Source organism: Microvirga sp. KLBC 81, from assembly GCF_003075415.1.
In the GTDB taxonomy this organism is placed as follows: Bacteria; Pseudomonadota; Alphaproteobacteria; order Rhizobiales; family Beijerinckiaceae; genus Microvirga.
The window spans coordinates 1-20658 of the sequence record NZ_QDAH01000077.1; the positions used below are offsets into that span (position 1 = coordinate 1).

General features: G+C 60.4%; 18 protein-coding genes and 3 pseudogenes. 12 read left to right on the forward strand and 9 right to left on the reverse strand.

Annotated elements, in window-relative coordinates; all coding sequences use genetic code 11:
• Positions 1–96 precede the first annotated feature (96 nt).
• Complete coding sequence (locus DC522_RS27055) at positions 97–855, reverse strand: GntR family transcriptional regulator (protein WP_116531668.1); 759 nt, start codon at positions 853–855, stop codon at positions 97–99.
• A 387-nt stretch (positions 856–1242) separates the two neighbouring features.
• Between DC522_RS27055 and DC522_RS27060 the strand changes: the two genes are divergently transcribed.
• The 4 genes from DC522_RS27060 (at position 1243) to DC522_RS27075 (ending at position 5809) form a co-directional block, all read left to right on the forward strand.
• Positions 1243–1806: a TRAP transporter small permease gene (locus tag DC522_RS27060; protein WP_245444578.1), complete on the forward strand. Its 564-nt coding sequence runs from the start codon at positions 1243–1245 to the stop codon at positions 1804–1806.
• Positions 1807–1936: 130 nt separating this feature from the next.
• On the forward strand, positions 1937–3259 hold the full coding sequence (locus tag DC522_RS27065; protein ID WP_116531669.1) for a TRAP transporter large permease: 1323 nt from the start codon (positions 1937–1939) through the stop codon (positions 3257–3259).
• A 191-nt stretch (positions 3260–3450) separates the two neighbouring features.
• The gene (locus DC522_RS27070) at positions 3451–4461 is read left to right on the forward strand and encodes a TRAP transporter substrate-binding protein (protein WP_116531670.1); all 1011 of its coding nucleotides are present in this window, start codon (positions 3451–3453) and stop codon (positions 4459–4461) included.
• A 196-nt stretch (positions 4462–4657) separates the two neighbouring features.
• Entirely contained in the window at positions 4658–5809 is a 1152-nt protein-coding gene (locus DC522_RS27075) for a mandelate racemase/muconate lactonizing enzyme family protein (protein ID WP_116531671.1), read from the forward strand.
• Positions 5810–5997: 188 nt separating this feature from the next.
• Here DC522_RS27075 and DC522_RS27080 read toward each other — a convergent pair.
• Positions 5998–6120 (reverse strand): annotated as a pseudogene (locus DC522_RS27080) (IS6 family transposase); the annotation flags it as partial.
• A gap of 141 nt (positions 6121–6261) precedes the next feature.
• Positions 6262–6636, reverse strand: a complete 375-nt coding sequence (locus tag DC522_RS27085; RefSeq protein WP_133239384.1) for a hypothetical protein — start codon at positions 6634–6636, stop codon at positions 6262–6264.
• A gap of 807 nt (positions 6637–7443) precedes the next feature.
• Between DC522_RS27085 and DC522_RS37490 the strand changes: the two genes are divergently transcribed.
• Positions 7444–7686, forward strand: coding sequence for a WGR domain-containing protein (locus DC522_RS37490; protein WP_371680615.1), 243 nt, complete (start codon positions 7444–7446; stop codon positions 7684–7686).
• Positions 7687–7984: 298 nt separating this feature from the next.
• Here the strand turns inward: DC522_RS37490 and DC522_RS36335 are convergent, their stop codons facing one another.
• On the reverse strand, positions 7985–8830 hold the full coding sequence (locus tag DC522_RS36335) for a hypothetical protein (protein WP_245444580.1): 846 nt from the start codon (positions 8828–8830) through the stop codon (positions 7985–7987).
• A gap of 198 nt (positions 8831–9028) precedes the next feature.
• Here DC522_RS36335 and DC522_RS36340 point away from each other — a divergent pair, with 198 nt between their 5' ends.
• Positions 9029–9844, forward strand: coding sequence for an OmpA family protein (locus DC522_RS36340; RefSeq protein ID WP_245444582.1), 816 nt, complete (start codon positions 9029–9031; stop codon positions 9842–9844).
• Between the two features lie 900 nt (positions 9845–10744).
• Positions 10745–11677, forward strand: a complete 933-nt coding sequence (locus DC522_RS27105; protein WP_116531674.1) for a PDR/VanB family oxidoreductase — start codon at positions 10745–10747, stop codon at positions 11675–11677.
• Positions 11678–12439: 762 nt separating this feature from the next.
• On the opposite strand, the gene DC522_RS27110 is transcribed toward DC522_RS27105, so the two are convergent.
• From DC522_RS27110 to DC522_RS36350, 3 genes and pseudogenes are all read right to left on the reverse strand, one after another.
• On the reverse strand, positions 12440–13282 hold the full coding sequence (locus tag DC522_RS27110) for a hypothetical protein (RefSeq protein ID WP_116531675.1): 843 nt from the start codon (positions 13280–13282) through the stop codon (positions 12440–12442).
• A 115-nt stretch (positions 13283–13397) separates the two neighbouring features.
• The gene (locus DC522_RS27115; protein ID WP_116531676.1) at positions 13398–14003 is read right to left on the reverse strand and encodes an RES family NAD+ phosphorylase; all 606 of its coding nucleotides are present in this window, start codon (positions 14001–14003) and stop codon (positions 13398–13400) included.
• Positions 14000–14211 (reverse strand): annotated as a pseudogene (locus DC522_RS36350) (hypothetical protein); the annotation flags it as partial. The gene DC522_RS27115 and the pseudogene DC522_RS36350, both read right to left, overlap by 4 nt.
• Positions 14212–14517: 306 nt before the next feature.
• Here DC522_RS36350 and DC522_RS35070 point away from each other — a divergent pair.
• The 5 genes from DC522_RS35070 to nadC all read left to right on the forward strand — a co-directional run bounded on the left by DC522_RS35070 (position 14518) and on the right by nadC (position 19465).
• Positions 14518–14670, forward strand: coding sequence for a hypothetical protein (locus tag DC522_RS35070; protein WP_165820332.1), 153 nt, complete (start codon positions 14518–14520; stop codon positions 14668–14670).
• 171 nt (positions 14671–14841) lie between these two features.
• Entirely contained in the window at positions 14842–15828 is a 987-nt protein-coding gene (locus tag DC522_RS27120; protein ID WP_116531677.1) for a hypothetical protein, read from the forward strand.
• A gap of 158 nt (positions 15829–15986) precedes the next feature.
• The gene (nadA, locus tag DC522_RS27125) at positions 15987–16985 is read left to right on the forward strand and encodes a quinolinate synthase NadA (protein ID WP_116531678.1); all 999 of its coding nucleotides are present in this window, start codon (positions 15987–15989) and stop codon (positions 16983–16985) included.
• A 9-nt stretch (positions 16986–16994) separates the two neighbouring features.
• Positions 16995–18593 (forward strand): L-aspartate oxidase, encoded by a 1599-nt coding sequence (locus DC522_RS27130; RefSeq protein ID WP_116531679.1) that lies wholly within the window; start codon positions 16995–16997, stop codon positions 18591–18593.
• Complete coding sequence (gene nadC / locus DC522_RS27135; RefSeq protein ID WP_116531680.1) at positions 18590–19465, forward strand: carboxylating nicotinate-nucleotide diphosphorylase; 876 nt, start codon at positions 18590–18592, stop codon at positions 19463–19465. Before DC522_RS27130 ends, nadC begins: the two co-directional genes overlap by 4 nt.
• 126 nt (positions 19466–19591) lie before the next feature.
• Here nadC and DC522_RS27140 read toward each other — a convergent pair whose 3' ends face one another.
• Positions 19592–20290 carry a hypothetical protein gene (locus tag DC522_RS27140; protein WP_116531681.1) on the reverse strand — a complete coding sequence of 233 codons (699 nt, stop codon included), beginning with the start codon at positions 20288–20290 and terminating at the stop codon, positions 19592–19594.
• Between the two features lie 268 nt (positions 20291–20558).
• Positions 20559–20658: pseudogene (locus DC522_RS27145) on the reverse strand (IS5/IS1182 family transposase); the annotation flags it as partial.

Here is a 20658-nt window from a genome sequence, read left to right on the forward strand (position 1 = left end):
GGTTTCAACCTTGACGATGAGCTGGTTTCGATCGCCAACCCAGACAGGGTAGGACCGGATTGCCGTGATCTTCATGTTACGTGTTTCCTATTCGGATTACTTTGAGGAGCGTCCAGCGGCAGATCGCACCCTTGGCCGAGTCTCGCCGCTTGTCCGCATGTCCCGCGCCGCGCGGGCCATCCGCATCTGTTCGATGAGGTGCTCGCAGGCGCCCCTCACATGCTGTTCAGTGATCCGCGCAGCCTCGTTGGCGTCATGCTGCTTGATGGCTTCCAGAATGCCTCGGTGTTCGCGCGTAATCGCCTGCCAGCGGGCGCGGCTGATCGTGAAACCACGGCTGAGAATGTGCAGTACCTCACGCTGGCGGATCTCCAACTCGATGGCTTCGCGGTTGAAGTGCCGACTGTAGATGACCGTGTGGAACTGCTCGTTGACCCGCCGATAGCTCACGTAGTCATTCTTGGTCGCTTCGATCCGCTGCTGCAGCAGCTCGAGCGTCTGGATCTCCTGATCCGTCGCATTGTCCACGAACCAACGGGCCAGGTACGGTTCGATTAGAGCCCTGATGTCGAAGATGTTGCGAACAAAATCTTCGTCGACCGCGCGCACGCGAGCGCCTCGATTGTGCGAGATCACGACAATGCCTTCGCCCTGGAGCTGATGCAAAGCTTCACGGACGGGATTGCTGCTCGTTCCATAGCGTTTTGCCAATTCAGCGACAACAAGTCGCTCCTCCGGCTTGAGACGACCTTCGACAATGTCCTCTCGGATCAGGTCGTGGAGACGACGGTCTTTGGGGTGCTTCGGCTTACCGTCTGCTCGGCCAATATCTATCGAGGCGACTTCAATCTTCATACCAGCACTCTAGGGCGTTCCTGCACTCTGTACCTTGCCACAAAGTAGGTGACTCGCGCAAGAATCGTACGCGGGGATTGACAGATTGCGTACAATCTTAGAACCTCCATCCACAACAGCAAATAATAACAACGTTACAATTAGGAGGAGACAATGAAACGAAGGCATCTCCGATCCCGGATCGCCGCCCCCATCACGAGATGTGTCCGCTTGGGCTCATCGTGATGCCTGCCGCGCTTTGGCTTTCATCTTAAAACGAAGAACCGCCAGGTTGGGAAAGTCCCGCACCCGTGAAGGATTCGGGCCCGTGTAGCGGCCGGTTAGCAATGCTGCCGTCGAGCTGATTACAGCGCTTCGTATCGTACCTTGGAGAGGAGAACTCGCCTCATGGCACATCTGACAGACAAGGTTTTCAAGCTCCTGGAGGTGATCATGGCTGCCTCCCTCGCGGCGATGGTCGCTATGGTGTTCGGCAATGCGGTGCTGCGAAAGCTCTCCGACTATGACCTCGTGTTGTTTGGCGGCGGCATTCCGGTCTCGGAGGAGCTGTCCCGCATTATCTTCGTCTGGCTCACCTTCGTTGGTGCTGTTGTCGTGGCGCGGCAGAACGCTCACCTCGGCGTCGAGACCCTCGTGGCCCGCTTCGGCACGCGCGGCCGCACGATCTCAATGGTGATTTCTGATGTGTTTGTGGTGATCTGCTGCGCCGTATTCTTCTGGGGTACGTGGCGTCAGGCCCCGATTCACATGGACAACACCGCCCCAATCACCGGTATGTCGATGATCTGGGTCTACGGCTTCGGCTTTTTTGCGAGTTTCGGCATCGGCCTTATGTCGATCACCCGCATCTTCCGGGCGCTGACTGGTCGGCTCGATCCGGTGGAGCTGCGCCAGTTCGCGGGCGAATACGATGAAGATCTTACCCATTCTCCGAAGGGGCATCTTGAATGAGAGCGCCATCCTTCTTTGGGGCAGCGCATCACGTTTCCCATAAACGCATGATTCAACCGCCCGCCGAAAGGCCGTTCCGAACGAATCTCGCGGCCTGTTCGTCTGACCTCCTTTCAAGCGGTATTCACGCATGACTGTCGCGATCTTTCTCTTCAGCCTCATCGGCGCGATGGCAATCGGCATGCCCGTGGCCTTCGCTCTCATCGTCTGCAGCCTGGCACTGATGCTCTACATGGGCATCTTCGACAGTCAGATCGTAGCCCTGAAGCTTATAGAGGGTGCGGACAACTTCCAGCTCCTTGCCCTGCCGTTCTTCCTGCTTGCAGGCGAACTCATGAATGCAGGTGGCCTCTCGAAGCGCATCGTTAATTTTGCGGTCTCGCTCGTCGGGCACGTTCACGGCGGTTTGGGCTACGTGGCGATCTTCGCATCGGTCATTATGGCGGCGTTGTCGGGATCTGCGGCGGCGGACACAGCGGCGATCGCCGGAATCCTCATCCCAATGATGCGCGCCGCGCAGTACAACGTGCCCCGCTCGGCTGGCCTGATTGCCTCAGGCGGTATTATCGCGCCAGTGATCCCGCCTTCCGGCGGATTCATCGTGTTCGGCGTTGCAGCCAATGTCTCCATCACCCAGCTCTTCCTCGCGGGCATATTCCCGGGGCTCCTCATGGCCCTTTCACTCGTTCTCGCCTGGGCTCTCGTGGCGCGCCGTGACAACGTGAAAACCTTTACGCGGCAGCCGTGGTCGGCCCGTCTCAGAGCCTTCCTCGACGGCTTCTTTGCGCTGCTGATGCCTGTCATCATTCTCGGCTGCATCAAGTTTGGCTGGGCGACCCCAACAGAGGCAGCGGTCTTCGCTGCAGTCTATGCGCTCTTCGTGGGGCTGTTTATCTACCGTGAGCTGGAGTTCTCAAAGCTCTATGAGGTCTTTCTCATCTCGGCGAAAACGACAGCCGCCGTGATGTTTCTCGTCGCAGCGGCTCTGATCTCGGCATGGCTCATCACACAAGCCAACATTCCGGCGGAAATGGGCGTGCTTCTCGAAGGGCTTCGGGACAATCCGACGATCCTCCTGCTCGTCATGATGTTCCTTGTGATCCTTGTGGGGACCGCGCTCGACTTCACGCCGACTGTACTGATCCTCACCCCGATCCTCATGCCGCTCGTGAAGCAGGCCGGCATCAACGAGGTCTATTTCGGCGTGCTGTTCATCATGAACAATGCCATCGGCCTTATTACACCGCCGGTAGGCATCGTGCTCAATGTCGTCTCGGGTGTGGCGCGGGTGCCAATGAACGCTGTGATCAAGGGCGTCACGCCCTTCTTCATTGCACAAACCATTGTTCTGTTCGTGCTCGTGCTCCTGCCGCAATGGGTCATCGCTCCCCTGAACTGGCTGCGCGATCGGATCAGTTTCGTCGAGATGCTTCAGGCCATGTTTTGGTTCTGAACTCGCTTTTTCGCGAGGCGTCCGGCCAGCGCCCGCGATGGATGCCCTGTCCCGATACGGGGCATCCGTAGACCCGACCCTTGTCGCACAAGGGCTCAGGTTTTGAAGGTCAAGCCTGCCCGGTGACGCGCAGCCGCCGGGCAGGTCCCCTAAAGGAGGTGCTGCGACACGGACTTTTTTGGGAGGAAGTCATGAAATCCAAGCTCACATTCACGCTCGCCGCCGGTATTGCGACGGCTGTCCTTGCGGGCCCTGCCGCGGCCCAGTTCCAGGACCGCACGATCCGGGTATCGAACGGCGTCTATGCGGAACATCCAGTCAGCAATGGCATCACCAAGATGAATGCCTGCCTAGCTGAGAAGTCCGGTGGTAAGATGAAGCTGCAGCCGTTCTGGGGCGCGGCCCTCGGCAGCGACTTGCAAGCGACCCAGTCGGTCCGCACCGGCACGCTCGAGATGGTGATCACCTCAACCTCTCCGCTTGTGGGCATTGTACCCGCCCTTGGCGTGTTCGATTTGCCTTTCCTTTTCACGAGCGAGAAAGAGGCTGACGCGGTCCTCGACGGTCCGTTCGGCAAGTACATCGACGAAAAGCTTCCGGCTTTCGGCCTTGTAAACCTAGCCTACTGGGAGAACGGCTTCCGCAATCTCACCAACTCGCGGAAGCCGGTCACGAAGATGGATGATCTATCGGGCGTGAAGGTGCGGGTGATGCAGAATAACATCTTCCTCGACACCTTCCAGACATTGGGCGCCAACGCAGTCCCCATGGCTGGTGGCGAAGTCTTCACTGCCCTTGAGACCAAAGCGATCGACGGGCAGGAGAATCCGATCGTCAACATCGACACCTCGAAGTTCTACGAGGTGCAGAAGTATCTCTCTCTCACCAATCACGCCTACACGCCGTTCCTGGTTCTTTATTCCAAGCAGCTCTTCGAAAAGCTCTCACCGGAGGAGCAGAAGGCACTCCAGGAGTGTGCGGCTGTCGGACGCGACGAACAGCGCAAGGTCTCACGCGAAGTGACAAACAAGTCGTTGGAGCATCTGAAGCAGGAAGGTATGCAGATCAGCGAGCTTGCGCCCTCCGAGCAGGCCCGGATCCGCGAGGCTGTAAAGCCTGTCTATGAGCGCCATGCCGCAACCATTGGAAAAGAAACAATCGACAGGATCCAAGAGGAGCTCGCTAAAGTCCGGAAGCAATAATCACATCCTGAGCCTCCCGCATGTGCGGGAGGCTCCATGCTCTCCCCTGCCTCCGAAGGCCCTGCCCATGTAAATCGGCAGACGTAGATATCCCAGGCAATTCATGGACTGGGGACAGTACATCCTGCGCTTGTTCCAAAAGCAAACACGAAATGGAGTTCGGCCTCAGAGCTCGGACCCGCTAAGGACTCAATTGATGAAAATCACCGCCATCCACTGCTTCGCCGTTTGGGTAGGATTGCGTAATCAGCTCCTCGTGAAGGTCGAAACTGACGAAGGCATCTATGGCTGGGGCGAGTCTGGCCTGTCAGGTCGTGAGCGGGCTGTCATGGGTGCAATCGATCACTATCGCGAGTTCCTGATCGGCCGAGATCCGATGCGGGCTGGGGCCCTGTGGCAGGAACTCTATCGCAGTCAGTATTTCGAAGGAGGCCGAGTTCTCACGGCCGCAATCGGCGCGATCGACATTGCTTTGTATGACATCAAAGGCAAGGCCTTGGGTGTCCCTGTTTATCAACTCCTCGGGGGCAAGCACCGAGACCGCGTTCCAGCCTTTGCTACGGCTCCGGCTGATCCGGGTCCGGAGATGATCGAACAGGCCAAGCAATTGAGGGAGGCCGGGTGGACCTGCATACGTTTCGTGCCAGCCGAGCAGGGCTCAAAAGACATCTTCGAGCCTCGTGAGTCGATCGCGAAGACTGCACCGTGGATGGTGCGGGCGCGGGAAGAACTCGGCGAGGAGGTGGTGCTAGGCATCGATTATCATCACCGCCTGAGCGTCGCTGAGGCGGCGTCATTCTGCCAGAAGATGCCTAAGGGTACTCTGGATTTTATCGAGGAGCCGATCCGAGATGAGACGCCCGAGGCCTACGAGGCTCTGCGAAAGATGACGGACATTCCGTTTGCCATCGGCGAGGAGTTCTCGTCCAAGTGGCAATTCCTGCCCTATGTCGAGAGAGATATTCACCAGTTCAATCGCATCGATATCTGCAACGTAGGTGGGTTCACCGAAGCCATGAAGGTCGCTGGCTGGAGCGAAGCGCATTACGTTGACCTGATGCCGCACAATCCGTTGGGACCGATCTGCACCGCGGCCAGCATTCATATGGCCGCCGCTGTGCCTAACTTCTCCTGGCTGGAGTGCCGATCCTCGCCGGTTGAACAACTCGGCTTTGACGCCGCCGAAATCTTTCCCGTCCAGATCCGGCTCGACGGAAGCGACTATGTGGTTCCTGACACGCCAGGTCTCGGGGTCGACGTTGACGTGGATTTCGTACGCCGCCAAGACTTCCGCTTTTCCGAGCCTCCTCACCTGCGAAAACGCGACGGGAGCTATACCAACTGGTAACTGCCGAGGTAGAGTGTTCCAGCAACCGGAGCGGTTCTGTCGCGAACCGGAATCGGAGCCGCAAGATAGGGGTGAGCTTCGGTTGGCGTTCATGCGGCGAGGAACTCGAACTGCTCTGCGAGCGAGAGGTTTGGATGACAGGCGGATCTCCCCTGTGCTTTGCGGATCATGTGGACCATCTCGATGCCGCCCAAGGTTGAGCAAGCAGCGGCCATCATCTCCTCGAGATTGTGCAGGCTGAGATTGTCGGCCAGGGTCCGGCGGACGCAGGGCAGGATCACCGGGCGATCAAAATGCCGGCCCTTGAACACGCGATCCTCCGCCACTGGGACTTCCACCACAGTGGCTGAAACTCTCAAACAAACGGATTGCAACAGGATCAGGCCGACTAGGGCACAGTGAACTCATTCCCTCAGATGAAAGGCTCTTATCGTTTCATCGGTCCCGGAATACTAAAATTTGCGGGACAGCGGTCTAACGGACGACACTAAGATCTCCCGTGAGAGGGAAGAGATCGCGTCCTCGTAACAGAGCTCTTCCATCCCATCGATGGCAGCGGAGAAATCCGCAGGATCAATTTCCGGCTGCGGCAATGTCCCGGTCGCATCCGTGCACCCATCCCGGTTGTGATCGAAGAAGAATCGGCTCGACTGGAAATTCATCACCAGAAATGGCCTAGGTTCGAGCTGGCGCTCGCAGGCCATGTAGAATGCCACCATGTCATGAGGGCCGGTGGAGGCGTGGGAGTAGTGCAGTGCCTTGATCAATCTGCCGGTCGCCAGCACCCGAGGGTTGCTGCGTAAGACGAGTCCGTTCAGGTCCGGCATGGGCTGTTGTTCTGATGAGCAGGATTGCGCTGACGCTACATGGCGGACCGAACCGGCCAGACAGATACCTGCGAGAAGCAAAAGAACCGGAAGGCAGAGTAGGACCGCAAGCATCACAGTCTCCTCTCCTGAATCTGCCTATCATGCCTCTGCTCGGGTTCGGAGTTGGTGTTCCTGCACACTTGGCGGAACTTGTGCTTCGAATCCTATTCTGTCAGCATTTTTCAGGTCGGCACCTCTCACATTCCCAACAGGCGGGGGCCTTCCTGGCATGTACTGGTCGGAAAATTCACCTGCATCAATGGCGCTTGCGGGTCTCCCATGCCTCCCGGCCGTTTGTCAGCGGACAGCAAAGCTTTCCTTTGTCAGGACCTCGCGGCGTCTTGGCTCGATAAGTTTTTGGCGTGTAACCGCTGTAACCGGCCCTGAATTGGCAGGCAGATACGGGCAGCAAGAACCGTGGCAGAGGAGGCACAGGCAAAAAAATGGGCAGCCATGCTGCCCGTTTGGCCTTGCCCGTAGTTCGGGCAAGAACTACTTTTTGTAATGTAGCGCGGCGATTGGCGTCGCAGTGCTGCTGCCCTTCTTGGGCGTTTCCTCCCTAAACTTCGGGCCGCGTTGTTGCGGCCTTTTTTCTTAGCGAGGAAGCTAACCATGCCAATAGCTGTTGGCAACAGGAAAGCGACTCTGCTGAGGCTGACATAAAGTAGTAGCCGAGTGAGCCCAGGGTCTCTCGCCCTGCAGCAAGCGAATACATTCATTAAACAATGCGCCCAAGGACGATGATCGTGCCATGCCCGAGAAAGGATGCGGTACTTGGTCCTTGAAAGACGCGATCCGGCCTGCAGCACGGTCCGGTTTGACGTGCTTTCGGAACAGGAATGCCTATTCGGCGACGCATGCTTGGTCAGGGGACGGGGTTGGATCGGAATGGCGGGACGAAGACGGATCGAACCGCACCAAACCTATCAGGGCGCGACTGAAGCGTTCAATCCATTGCTCCGGAGGAAGCGTCGGCGAGGCCGTGCCATAAGAGGGCAGGGGGCTTGAAAGAGCATTTTTTCTCCATCTTCACAGTTTCGGCGCTGCTTAAGGTATAGGGCATGTATATGCGCCCATGGCTCAAATCCCTGGCCACAACAAAGCAAGCACCTCTCGTTCATCCCTGGTACATACCAGAACTGGTCGTCTCAGGACGTGTAATGCCAGCCTCCCCAGGCTGTTGTTCGAAGCTGGATGCTGGTCAGGGCTCCTGTTCGATCACAGCTGGTCTCACGGTGATATCCTTATGACACTCAAGCAATTGGCCCGTCTCCTGTTTGCCGGTACTGCCATTCCGCTCATAGCATCAGGCGCTGATGTTCACGGGATTGGTGCTCGCGCGCAGCCGCTGTCGCCTGTCCTGACCTACGTGCCGTTCCAAGGAAACCCAACGTGGCGGGACAGTACGCTTCGGTCGGCAGACCAAACCGGGCCCGTGCTGGCACAGGCTGAAGAACCGGAAGAGCGGAGGCGCCGGCGCGATCGGGAGAACCGAGATGAGGATCGGAGCGACCGGCGGGAGCGGCGCGAGGAGCGGCAACGGGACCATCAGCAACAGCAGGAGCAAGAACGTCAGCAGCGGCAGGAAGAGCGGCGGCGGGAGCGCGCGCGAGAAAGTCAGGAGCAGCAGCGCAAACAGCAGGATGACGATCGACGCAGGGAGCAGGAGCGAGAGCAGCGTGAGCGCCAGCGGCTCCAGGAACGCCAAGAGCAGCAACGCACGCAAGAACGCGAGCAGCGCCGCCAGGAGCAGGATCGGCGGCGGCAGGAGCGCCAACGGGAAGAACGTCAAGAGCAGGACAATGAGCGCCGTCGGGAGCAGTTTGACCGTCGGCTTGAGCGCCAGAGGGATCAGGAACGCGAACAGCGCGAGGAGCAGCGCCGCCAAGAGCAGGAGCGGGGGCAACGTCAACGGCAGCAAGAGCTGCAACAGCGCACCTTGGAGCGACAGCAGGAGCAGCGGCGGCTTGAGCAACAGCAAGAACAGGAACGTCAGCAGCGGACGCAAGAGCGCCAAGAACGCCAGCAACGGCTCGAACAGGAGCAACTGCGCGAGCAAGAGCGTCGATTGAGGGACCAGGAGCGCCAAAGAAGCCGGCAGCAGGAGCGGCTCGAACGTCAACTGGAGCAACAGCGGGATGAAGAGCGCCAAGAACTGCGAGAGCGCGAACGCGAGCGGCCGGATATCACTCCCCCGGACAACCGGAGCGGGCCTGGCCAGCGTGGAGGCTTTGCGCCTGGCTTCGATAACCGGCGCGACCTCCGTCTGGATGAACTCCGGGCGCTAAGACGCGAACGCGTCGAACAAGGTGGGCGTCGCACTATCATCGAGGAGCGGGATCGCGTCATCGTGCGCGAGGGAGACCGCTACATCATCCGCCATGATGAGACAGATCGGTTCCGGCGCGCCTATGGCGACGCGCAGGTCAGGCGCGAGCGGCGCGGCCAGAATGACGTCACGATCGTCCGCCGTCCAAACGGTGTCGAGATCGTCACGATCCGTGACCCTGATGGAAATCTTCTACGCCGGGTCCGGCGGGAGCCTGACGGGCGCCAAATCGTCCTGTTTGAGAACGCCGTGCCGGGTCGTCGCGGCCGTACCATCTTCGAGGAGGCTATCGTACTGCCACCACCCCAGATCACCATCCCGCGTGAGAGATACATTGTGGAGGTGGAGGAGGCGAGCCAGGAGGATTTGTACGAGGCCTTTACGGCTCCGCCGGTGGAGCGGATCGAGCGAACCTACACGCTTGATCAGGTGCGCCAGAGTCCTGCCCTTCGCGACAGGGTCCGGCGGGTCGACGTCGACACCGTCACCTTTGATTTCGGCTCTTGGGAACTCTCTGAGGAACAGGCGCGGGCCTTGACCGGGGTCGGACAGGCCTTGCGCCGAGCCATTGAGCGTAATCCAAGTGAGGTCTTCCTGATCGAGGGCCATACCGATGCGGTGGGGAGCGACATTGACAATCTCACGCTGTCGGACCGCCGGGCCGAGACGGTGGCAACGCTTCTGACTGAGATGTTTGGTGTCCCTGCTGAGAACCTCACAACACAGGGGTATGGCGAGCAATATCTCAAGATCAACACCCAGGAGGCGGAACGCCAGAACCGGCGTGTCACGATCCGCCGCATTACGCCTTTGTTGCGGAATGAGGCACGCCAGTAGCGGCGTGCCTTCGAGCATCAACTTTGCCACAGCGAAAGATGCACCCTGCTTGAACCCAATCCTCCTATGACTAGAGAGTCTGGAACAGGGCGGAGGCGTTTGCGCTCCATTAAGTTCAATTAAGTTCAATGCGCCATCAGCATGGGGCCGTCATCGACGCGAGGATGGTCCGGGTCGGATTGCGTCGCAAAGTCGGGGAAGGGACAAGAAAAGGACAGACGCTCGGCAGCGCGTTCATGCGGCGAGGAACTCGAACTGCTCTGCAAGCGAGAGGTTTGGATGACAGGCGGACCTCCGCCACTGGGACTTCCACCACAGTGGCTGAAACTCTCAAACAAAGGGTTCGTGACGGATCCCTGGGAGGGTGGTGAGCGCGTGCACGCCGCCCACGTTCTGACGTTCAGCCCGCAAACTCTCGATTAATGAGACATCCCCTTCATTGCACCTTCAGCGAACTACCTTTTTCTCCCGGAGGCTGCTTGGGCCGCTGGCTTTCTGTGAGCAGGGCGCTGATGGAATACTGCTGGTGGAACTCTCCTGTTGAGGATTTCACGCATGGCGAAGCTGGACTGTATCCGGGCGACCCGCGGCAGACGCGAAAGCTGAGTCCTGTGGATATGCTCGAAATATACATACACCTTCGGCTGGCTCAGCCCAGACCGGTCCGCAGCCGAGCTTATCGATTGCGCACAGCTTTTCGTCGACTCGGAGGACGGCTATGTCAGCTACGCCGACAGGCCAGGAAGCACGAAGCGCCTCATTTCGAGAGTACCGCCCCAAGGGAGCCTTCGTCACAAATCACGAATACCCCTTACGACATCGGTTTCGACGAGGGCGCCAAACGCCGGGACGGACGCCATCAAGTCTCCGGAATGGCGGGATTCTGCGTCGGGGCACCTGATGGAAGTCCAATTGACCGCCGTGCAACTGGCGGCATCCGGTGTGAACATCTATGAATTTCGGCGGCCGGAGAACCAGGTTCTCCCTGAGACCGAGCCAGGCTCTCACATTGACCTGCATCTGCCGAACGGACAAATCCGTCAGTATTCCCTTATCACTTGCGCACCGGAACCAACCCGCTACCTGATCGGTGTGAAACGCGATCCAAGAGGTTGTGGAGGCTCCATCTTTATTCACGACCAGCTACGGGTCGGGCAACTCATTTCGATCGGCCTGCCGCGGAACAACTTCCCGCTTCAGGAGAAAGGGGGCCAAAGTGTCCTCTTTGCCGGCGGCATCGGCATAACGCCAATTATGAGCATGATCGACCGGCTTACTGCCTTAGGTCGTCCCTGGGATCTCTACTGTAGCTACAAGTCGCGCTCGGAAGCGCTGTTTCTCGAGCGCCTGGAGGCTGATCCTTCGGTTCACCTGCATTTCGACGACGAGAACGGCGGACAGGTGCTCGACATCGTGAACGTGCTCAAGGAGCTGCCGACTGAAGCGCACCTCTATTGTTGTGGCCCGTCGCCGATGCTGTCCGCCTTCTTGGCGGCAGCAAAGGATTGGCCACAGGAGCAGGTCCATATTGAGCGTTTCTCCGCCGGCGAGAGTCCTGTGGACAGCAGGCCATTCGTCGTCGAACTCGCCCGCTCGAAAACGGAGCTTGTGGTTCCACCGAAGACGACCATCCTCGCGGCTCTCCGAAAGGCAGGAATTGATGTTCCGTCCTCTTGCGAGCAGGGTTTTTGCGGCTCCTGCGCCGTCCCGGTTATCTCCGGAATGCTCGATCATCGAGATCTCGTTCTGACAGTTGAGCAGCGCATGGCGAACGATGTGATCATGATCTGCTGCTCCGGTAGCAAATCGGATCGGCTCGTGCTGGATCTGTGACCGCGAGTTCCGGGACACTCGTCTCAACAGCTTCGTTGCATCAAACTCGGCAGCAGTACGGCGTCGAGGTCACATGGTGCGGGCGCGGTCGTCCAGTTCCTGCAATCGCCTGATCGCATCTGCTTCGGGTGAGCCGGCCTGGCGTCAATCGAGGCGCCTGCTCCATGAGCACCGGAAAGGCGCTTTGTTGCACGGACTGGATTATGCATGCATTGCGGCACTGTCGCAAACCCGCCGCTAACTCCACTCGACCTACGTCTCCGGCAAGCTCCGGAGGCGCACAATGTTCAAAGGCCGTCTGATCGACTGCCTGATCCAATTGGCTCTAGGGAGCTATGATCTATGGCTCGCAATGGGATTGTTGCCAGTATCGAGCGAAGCTCGTCCCGCAAGCCAGCCCTGTGGATAATCGAACTGCTGGAGGAGCTATCCGACGCGCACTGGCCAACACCGGTCACTGGACCCGAGCACGATCCTCCAGCCTTTGGAGCACTCAGCGCGGAACTGGGCAATCCAGAGGTCAAGCCCGATCGCAGGGATCCCTCGCTGTACTGATCCGGTAAGAGCCGGGGAGGGGCGTCCATTCGTGCCGCTCTCGGACTGGCCGGCCCCGGCGTTGCAGACACCTTGCCGCAAGACCACTTCAAGCCTTCGGTGTTTTCAACTGACGACAATCAGGCACAGGGACATGAGGAATCGGCATGCGTACCGATTGCATCTGTGTCACCGAGAAGGAGCCGACGGCATGACTGGCGCAGGAACTCATTGAGCCATGGTCAGGCGCAGGGAAGCGTTCGCGCCGGTCACCTTCGGCTGATCGAAGTTCAGGTTGCCCAATCGCCATGATTGAAGGATGACAGCACTATCGCTGATGGCTTTCGGCTTCACACCACCTTCACTGACGCGCTTGACGGTGAGGGCCTTTCCAGTCCAGTCGATTTCGACGCGGTCCGCCGGATGAAAACCGGAGTTGTCCCACAGCACTCTCGGCACTCGGATCGTTGTGTAGAACCGGTTCGAACGCTTGGCATCCGGAATGGACTTCACCACGACCGGAGTGGTCGTCGCCGTTCGCGTTCTGCCCGTATTCTTGCTTGGGTGACGAACCGTTCCGGGCGATGCTGCGTCTATCGCGTGTGTCGGCTCTGCTTCTGAGCTGACGTCTTGCTTCTGTTCCGTGTGCTGATCGATACCAGACGCAGGCTGTTGCGGGCTCGCGGCATCCGGCGGCCGAGGGATTGATCGGACCGCACTCATGAGGTCCTGAAGGCCGTCTGAGATCCTGTCGGACGATTGGACCATCAGAGGAGCGAGCCGTGCGATCGCTTCGATCTGCTGGCTTCCAAGAACGACCAGCTTGTTCATCTGCTCGGCCATGAGTTCCATGGTGGACCGGAGGCTTCTCAGGTCCGCCGCCATGCCAGTCAGAGCCTGCTCCACCTCAGGCGACAGGGCAGGGGCCGACACAGGCTGCCGTGCAGGATCTGGAGTGGTGGGGCGAGGGGACTGCGCCTCCTTGGGCCGGAAAACCTCCGCCGCCAGGGCCTCAGGCTTGCCCAGGTGCCGGGCCAGGATGTCTGCCGTGTCCTTGTGGCGCGCACTCATGGGAGGAGCCTCGCGATCCGGGTGCCGTGCCGGCGTTGCATAACCGCGGCGGGGAGTATCAGTGCTCCGGCGCTGTCCGCTATCTCTCGGTCTCGCCAGGCAAGCAGAGCACAGGTCATAGGAGCGATCCCGTCCCAGCAGCCAGCCACGATCCTTGAAGTAGCCTTTGACAACATCTGCGCAGGCTGTCGTAGACGATCCCGGCCCCATCCGAAGCACGGATCGCTTCCCCTAGTCGCTGTGAGGCATCATGGCGATCAGTAGCGTAGAGATCCGGGCGCTCTGCCTGCTGTCCCCGAATGTCCAAATAGAGACCATCCAAGCGGGTCGAATAGCTCCGATAAATCCGTCTCATTTCCGGAATGTTCCGCGCCACCGCCTCCCGACGGAGGTGATGTCCAACCTCGGCTGCGGCAGTTTCGATCTCCGCCACCGTATACCAAGCCCCGAGTTCGGGCGAGTTGAAGCGCATCCCAGTTGGGCTGACATGCAGGAATGCCGCCATCACGATGCTGGCGTTTGGCCGACCATAGACCCATTCGTGTTGAGGGAGACGCGCGATGCGTCCAGCCACTAGACGGTCATTGGTCCAGCCGACAAGGTCCATGACAGCCAGCAGATCGGCTGCCGTCGCTATCGTATCGAACAGCCCAATGGGCGGAAACTGAGAGGGAATGAGGCGGTAGGTCGGGAAGGGCGCTACGGAATAGACGTTGGTCACGAAAAATGGATCTCCGTGTCGTCGTAGGGTGAAAAATCCTTATCGACAACATTGGGCTCCATGTAGAGATCGCCGCGGGCAGCATCAGGAAGCGCCGCACCGTCAGGAGGCTGTCCTGGGCACCATCAGTCACGAGGTCCATCGGCGGGTGGCCGCCAAACACGGTCGCTCCATGAGGTCCGCGGAGCCAGGCGAGACCCTCCTGTTTCATTTCGCATAACAAAGATTATGGAACCTAAAGCCATATTTCCCCAAAACTGTGCGGTGTTCTCGGACGGCAGCATTTCCGGTCGCTACGCTCCCGCACCGGGGCGAATAGCCTCACTCAGCTCCCTGGGGCCATCGTTGGAGCTTTACATCGGCGTCCCTGACCGGGGACGCCTGATCGGAAACAGGCGGGAGCGGGACCAGCAACATCGATGCCAGCACCCAAGGAAAGCCATCCGGTGTCCAGACCTCGCTCCACTTCGATCCAACCTGGAGGAGGCGATCTTCGCTGCGGAGGAACTGACCGATGGGCTTGCCGGAGGCGGACGTCAGAGCCGCGATCCTGAAGGCAGCACCCGGCAGGCCCCGCCTTTCCAGCCACCCGCCACCCAAGCGCGGTTCGCGGCAGGTCGGCAGCGTCGTGGTCGAGCACAGAGCGTCGCGCGTCCTGATCCGCTGAGAGCGGGCTTCCGTTTCAACTGATCCCCTTACGAGGCAGTCCTACGGTTAGCTTCTTGTACACCCAAGATGCCTGAAGGCGATCTATCCCAACACATCCAAAGTTCGTCTCGACCGAGGGAGCCAAGCGACCTATCGTGGCACTCCCGTATCTGTGCCATTCTGAGTACCCATGGCGTCTTCCTCCTCCGTTCGGCGACCAAAGGCTCGCGTGCAGCCTCAGGCGGCCCCAACCGTCGACCTCAGCGCCGTCATCATGGCCGCCACGCCCGACGAGCCGCGGGTTCTCACCATCCGCGGTGAGCCTCACCACCTTGACGGCTTACCCTCTGGGCCCTTGCGATCCGAGCACCGGACGCTGGAGGCGGGATTGCGCACGTGGGTGGCCGAACAGACCCAGTTGACCTTAGGTTATGTCGAACAGCTCTACACGTTCGGGGATCGCGATCGCGCCGAGGCGGATCCCCAGGGGAGCGGGCATGCCCTGTCGATTGCCTATCTCGCCCTCGTGCGGGAGGCCAGTCCGGCCGGACTGGCGCATGCCGCCTGGCGGAACTGGTATGCCTATCTTCCCTGGGAGGACTGGCGGGCCGGCCGGCCTAAGGCGCTCGGGGTCATCGGACCCGCCCTGAAGGCGTGGGCACGAGCGGGCGGCAAGTCCTTGAGGCAGCTCCGCGAGGAGCGCATCGAACTCACGTTTGGGTTGGAATCCGGCACTTGGACCGATGAGCGGGTGCTCGAGCGCTATGAACTGCTCTACGAGGCGGGTCTCGTTCCTGAGGCCCTCCGCGACGCACAGCCACCCATCTCGTCAAAAGTACGGGTCGCGCCAGGTCTGCCGATGGCGCTGGACCACCGGCGCATCCTGGCCACGGCGATCGGCCGCCTGCGCGGTAAGATCAAATACCGGCCTGTCATCTTCGAGCTGATGCCCGCCTCCTTCACCCTGCTCGAACTCCAGAGAACAGTTGAGGCTCTGTCCGGCGTGCGCCTGCACAAGCAGAACTTCCGCCGCCTCGTCGAGATGCAAGGCCTAGTCGAGGAAACGGGGGAGGTCACTACGGAAACGGGCGGGCGCCCGGCCCGGCTTGTCCGCTTCCGGCGCGAGGTTCTGATTGAGCGCCCGGCACCGGGCGTGCGACTGCCCCGCCTGCGGTGAGCTATGCTTGAAGCAGATTGCGGGTTGACGTCTCCTTATACTCACGACTAGCATAAGCCATGTGCCGGCTCTGCAGCTGGTTTTGTTTTGATCCGCTAATGCTCAAAGAGAGTATAAATTCCATCCGCTAATGCTCGGAATGAGCATAGGAGGCTACCATGTCCGGTGCTGCTTCGATGGTGTCCACGTCCCTGCCCCTGCCCGAGCTGTACGCCCGCGTCAGGCACCACGTCCCGGCCATGGAATGGCCAATCTTTGCCAGCGACATCGAGGCCATCCTTACACTGAAGCGCGAACACAAGGCCGTCATTCTGGCCCACAACTATCAAACGCCCGAGATCTTCCACACGGTGGCCGACATCGTCGGCGACAGCCTGGCACTGGCCCGTGAAGCCATGAACACGGATGCTGACGTGATCGTGTTGGCTGGGGTCCACTTCATGGCCGAGACAGCCAAACTCCTCAACCCGGACAAGACGGTGCTGATCCCTGACGCCGAGGCCGGCTGTTCCCTCGCCGAGTCGATCACGTCAGAAGATGTGCGTCGGCTGCGAGCACGCTACCCGGGCGTTCCCGTGGTCACCTATGTGAACACGTCTGCCGCCGTGAAGGCGGAGTCGGACATCTGCTGCACCTCAGGCAACGCCAAAAAGGTCACTGAGTCGCTTGGCGTCGACCGTGTGATCATGCTGCCGGACGAGTTCCTGGCGCAGAACACGGCAGCCCAGGTGCCCGGGGTTGAGATCATCACCTGGGCGGGGCACTGCGAAGTGCATGAGCGCTTCACCGCCGAGGATATCCGCGCAGTGCGCGAGAGCTACCCGGACGTCGTGGTGCTGGCTCACCCTGAAGCCCCTCCGGAGGTGGTGGCGGAGGCGGACTTTGCTGGCTCAACCGCTGGGATGGCTGACTATGTCGGTAAACGGCGCCCGGCCCGTGTTGCCCTGGTGACCGAGTGCTCGATGAGCGACAACGTGGCGGCTCTTTATCCCGAGGTCGAGTTCGTGCGGCCCTGCAATCTCTGCCCGCACATGAAGCGCATCACCCTGCCCAAGATCCGGCAGGCTCTTGAGAAGCGCCAGCACGAGGTCACGATCGATCCCGCGGTGGCCGAGCGGGCCCGGCTGGCTGTCGAGCGCATGCTCGCTGTTCGTTGAGGTCTGACCATGAGACCAGCCAATCCGCGTGACCGTGTCGTGGTCGTGGGCGGCGGCATCGCGGGGCTGGCGACAGCCCTGCATCTGGCGCCGCTGCCCGTGACCTTGCTCGTTGCATCGCCTCTTGGACAGCAAGCCTCCACGCCTTTGGCGCAAGGTGGGATCGCGGCAGCCCTTGGGGCAGATGACCACCCTGCCCTGCACGCGGCTGATACCCTTCGGGCCGGTGCAGGTCTCAGCGATCCTGATGTCGCGGCTCGTGTCGCAGCCGCCGCGCCGGCCCGCATCGAATGGTTGGTTGCTCAAGACACCTCCTTTGATCGAACCGCGTCCGGTGACGAACTGATCTTAGGACAGGAAGCCGCGCACTCGCGCCGCCGGATCGTTCATGCGGATGGCGATCAAACCGGAAAACGTGTTCTGGAGGCCCTCATCCGCGCCGTCAGGAACGCTCCCTCCATTGAGATCATGGAGAACCACCGCGTCACCGATCTGGTGCTGGATGCAAACGATAGGGTGGCTGGTGTGTTCTGCGCCTCTTGGAGATCCGAAGGCGGCGATGAGCCTGTTTTGATCTCAGGGCGAGCCGTGGTGCTGGCCACAGGCGGCATCGGAGGTCTTTACGCGCACACCACCAATCCCCTGAGCGCACAGGGTGGAGGATTGGCGCTGGCGGCCCGTGCGGGAGCTGTCCTGCGCGATCTTGAGTTCGTTCAGTTCCATCCCACGGCGATTACGGCCGATCGTGATCCGATGCCGCTCGCCACCGAAGCCCTGCGCGGCGAAGGGGCAACGCTCGTCAACAGCCGCGATGAGCGTTTCATGCAAGACATCCCCGGTGCGGAACTGGCGCCTCGGGATGTGGTTGCCCGGACGATCTTTGCCCAGATCTGCGCCGGTGAGCGTGTGTTCCTCGACACGCGACTCGCACTTGGAGAACAGATCACCAAGAAGTTTCCTGGCGTGACAGCGCTGTGCCGGGCAGCCGGCATCGATCCGGTTCGTGATCCGATCCCCGTGCGCCCGGCCGCTCATTACCACATGGGCGGAATCAAGGTGGACGATCAGGGCCGCAGTTCTGTCGAAGGGCTCTGGGCTTGCGGTGAAGTATCCTCGACCGGCCTGCATGGGGCTAATCGGTTGGCAAGCAACTCGCTCCTCGAGGCGTTGGCCTATGCGGCTTGGATTGCTGACGCCATCAAAGGACAGGCACTCCGGTCGTCAATGGGGCACCCGCCCTCCCCTTCTCTTGCTGTGCGGCACCGATCTGCCTCTGATCAGCAGTTCCTGCGTCTAGGGCAGATCCGATCGATTATGGATCGGCAGGCCGGCGTGCTTCGTGATGAGGCTGGATTGAGGGCCGCGATCTGTCACTTCCGTGCGCAGGCGGTTGAAGGGCATACGGCAGGCGGATGCGACGCTGCCTTGGTTTGCCTCCTGATTGCCACAGCGGCTTACACCCGGCAGGAGAGCCGGGGTTCTCATCAGCGCCTGGATCACCCTGACCTGATGCCGGAACAGCACACAGAGACGACCCTCGATCAGGCGCTGCGCATCGCGGCTGAGATCGACAACCGGACAGCCGCGCCTGTCAGGAGAGTTGCATGAAACCGATCGTCACCACACAAGACGCTCTCGCTCCGCTCCCGCGCCTGCTGGTGGAGCCTATCGTGCGCGCGGCGCTGCTCGAGGATCTCGGCCGGGCTGGCGACATCACGACCGATGCTGTCATTCCCACAGAGGCTTGGCTGCGCGGGACCATTGACGCGCGTGAGCCCGGTGTTGTCGCTGGCGTGGATGTGGGACTCCTGGCGTTCACCCTGATCGACCCTGCCGTCACGGTTGTCATTGATCGTCCTGACGGCAGTCGGGTTAACCCAGGGGAGACCGTATTACGGGTGGAGGGCCCGGCACGGAGCATTCTCTCGGCGGAGCGCGTGGCTCTCAACCTGCTCTGCCGGCTGTCCGGAATCGCGACCGCGACCGCGGCTCTGGTCGATGCAGTTCGCTCACACGGACATGCCCGGATCGTCTGCACGCGCAAGACCACGCCGGGGCTGCGCGCGCTCGAGAAGCATGCCGTCCGGGCCGGTGGGGGAGCCAACCATCGCTTCGGTCTTGATGATGCGGTTCTGATCAAGGACAACCACATCGCGATCGCCGGAGGCGTCCGGGCTGCCCTCGAGAGGGCGCGTGCAGCCGTCGGTCATCTGGTCAAGATCGAGATCGAGGTGGACACTCTCGATCAGCTGGATGAGGCGCTGGAGGTTGGCGCCGATGCAGTTCTTCTCGACAACATGAACCCGGACACGCTCTCAGAAGCAGTGAGGCGGGTAAACAAGCGAGCCATCACCGAAGCATCCGGTCGGATCACAGTGGCGACAGCACCGGCAATTGCCGCAACAGGTGTGGATCTGATCTCAACAGGCTGGATCACGCACAGCGCTCCTATCCTCGACATGGGACTCGATGTGGCCTAGAGCAGTTTGCGAAATCTTGAAGCCACAATAAATGGCATTGTGCTCGATCGGTACTTTATTCCTCGCAGGGCTGCATTTGATGTTGGAGGCGCCTGCCAATCTTCAAAGTCCCGGGTCGGCTTGGCATCAGCGCTGCCGCGGCTGCAGAGCCCGCGCCAGGTCACGAATGACCGTATCCTCAATGCCGCGGTCACCGATCTCCTGATCCCTCTCGGTTTCCGGCTTCGGTACAGGAGCCTTCGAGAGTGGAGAGGCATTAGGCGCTGGTTGGTCCGACCCCACGGCTTGCCCCGGCAGCGGCCAGGTGGTGAACCGGTTCTCCAGCAGGTCGAGCAGGCTGTTGAGGGCTGCGTTGGTGAACTCAACCTCAGGAGCCTCCGGAGCAACACCCAGAGCCAGGCGCCGGCGCTCGTATGCGGGCTCGGCGCTGACCTCCGGCCCGAACCAGGAGAGAGGGTGAAAGTCCTGCTCGTCCTCCGGCGCAACCGTCATCATGACGAGATCAAGGGGACTGGGTCTGACGAAATGAACGACCTGGATCTCGCGCGCGCCAATCGATAGCCTGGTGCGCACGTACTCCACCTGACCCTGGCTGACAGCGAGCAGGGCCTGCGCATGGGCTAAAGGCAGGTCCGCCTGCTCCTCGGTGGGCCCATTCCCGCCAGCCTCGAGGATCAGGCTGCTGCAGGTCTCCCCGATCTGAACATACGTGCTTCGTTGCGGCTGACCGGGGAAGTAGCCCTCCAGCACGCGCTCGCCTCCCCTTCCCTTCTGGATCAGGCGCGCCAGAGACGGAGCAATGACAAACTGACGATGCGTGCGCACGCGATGAAGCCTCTCTCATAAGCTGTTTACGGGCTTTTGCCCTACCCTGAACTAGAGCGTGTCTTTGAGAGAAAAAGCGGCTTCCCGCTGATGGTCTGGCCCGCCGGGAAGCGCAGGCTTGGGGCGGCGGCTACAGCATCGGACGTGAAAAGTGGACTTGCCCTTTTGGGGCTCATCCGATGTTTTCTCCTTGAATGAGAGCATCGTTGAGAGCGGAAAACCGGATCCACTTTTCCGCACGATGCTCTAGGCTGTAGTGACCAATTAATCATTTGAGCCAGAGCATGATGCTGGCAAGTTTGACGAAGCCGAGGAAGTTGGTGGCGAGCTTGTCGTAGCGGGTGGCAATTCTCCGCCATTGCTTGAGC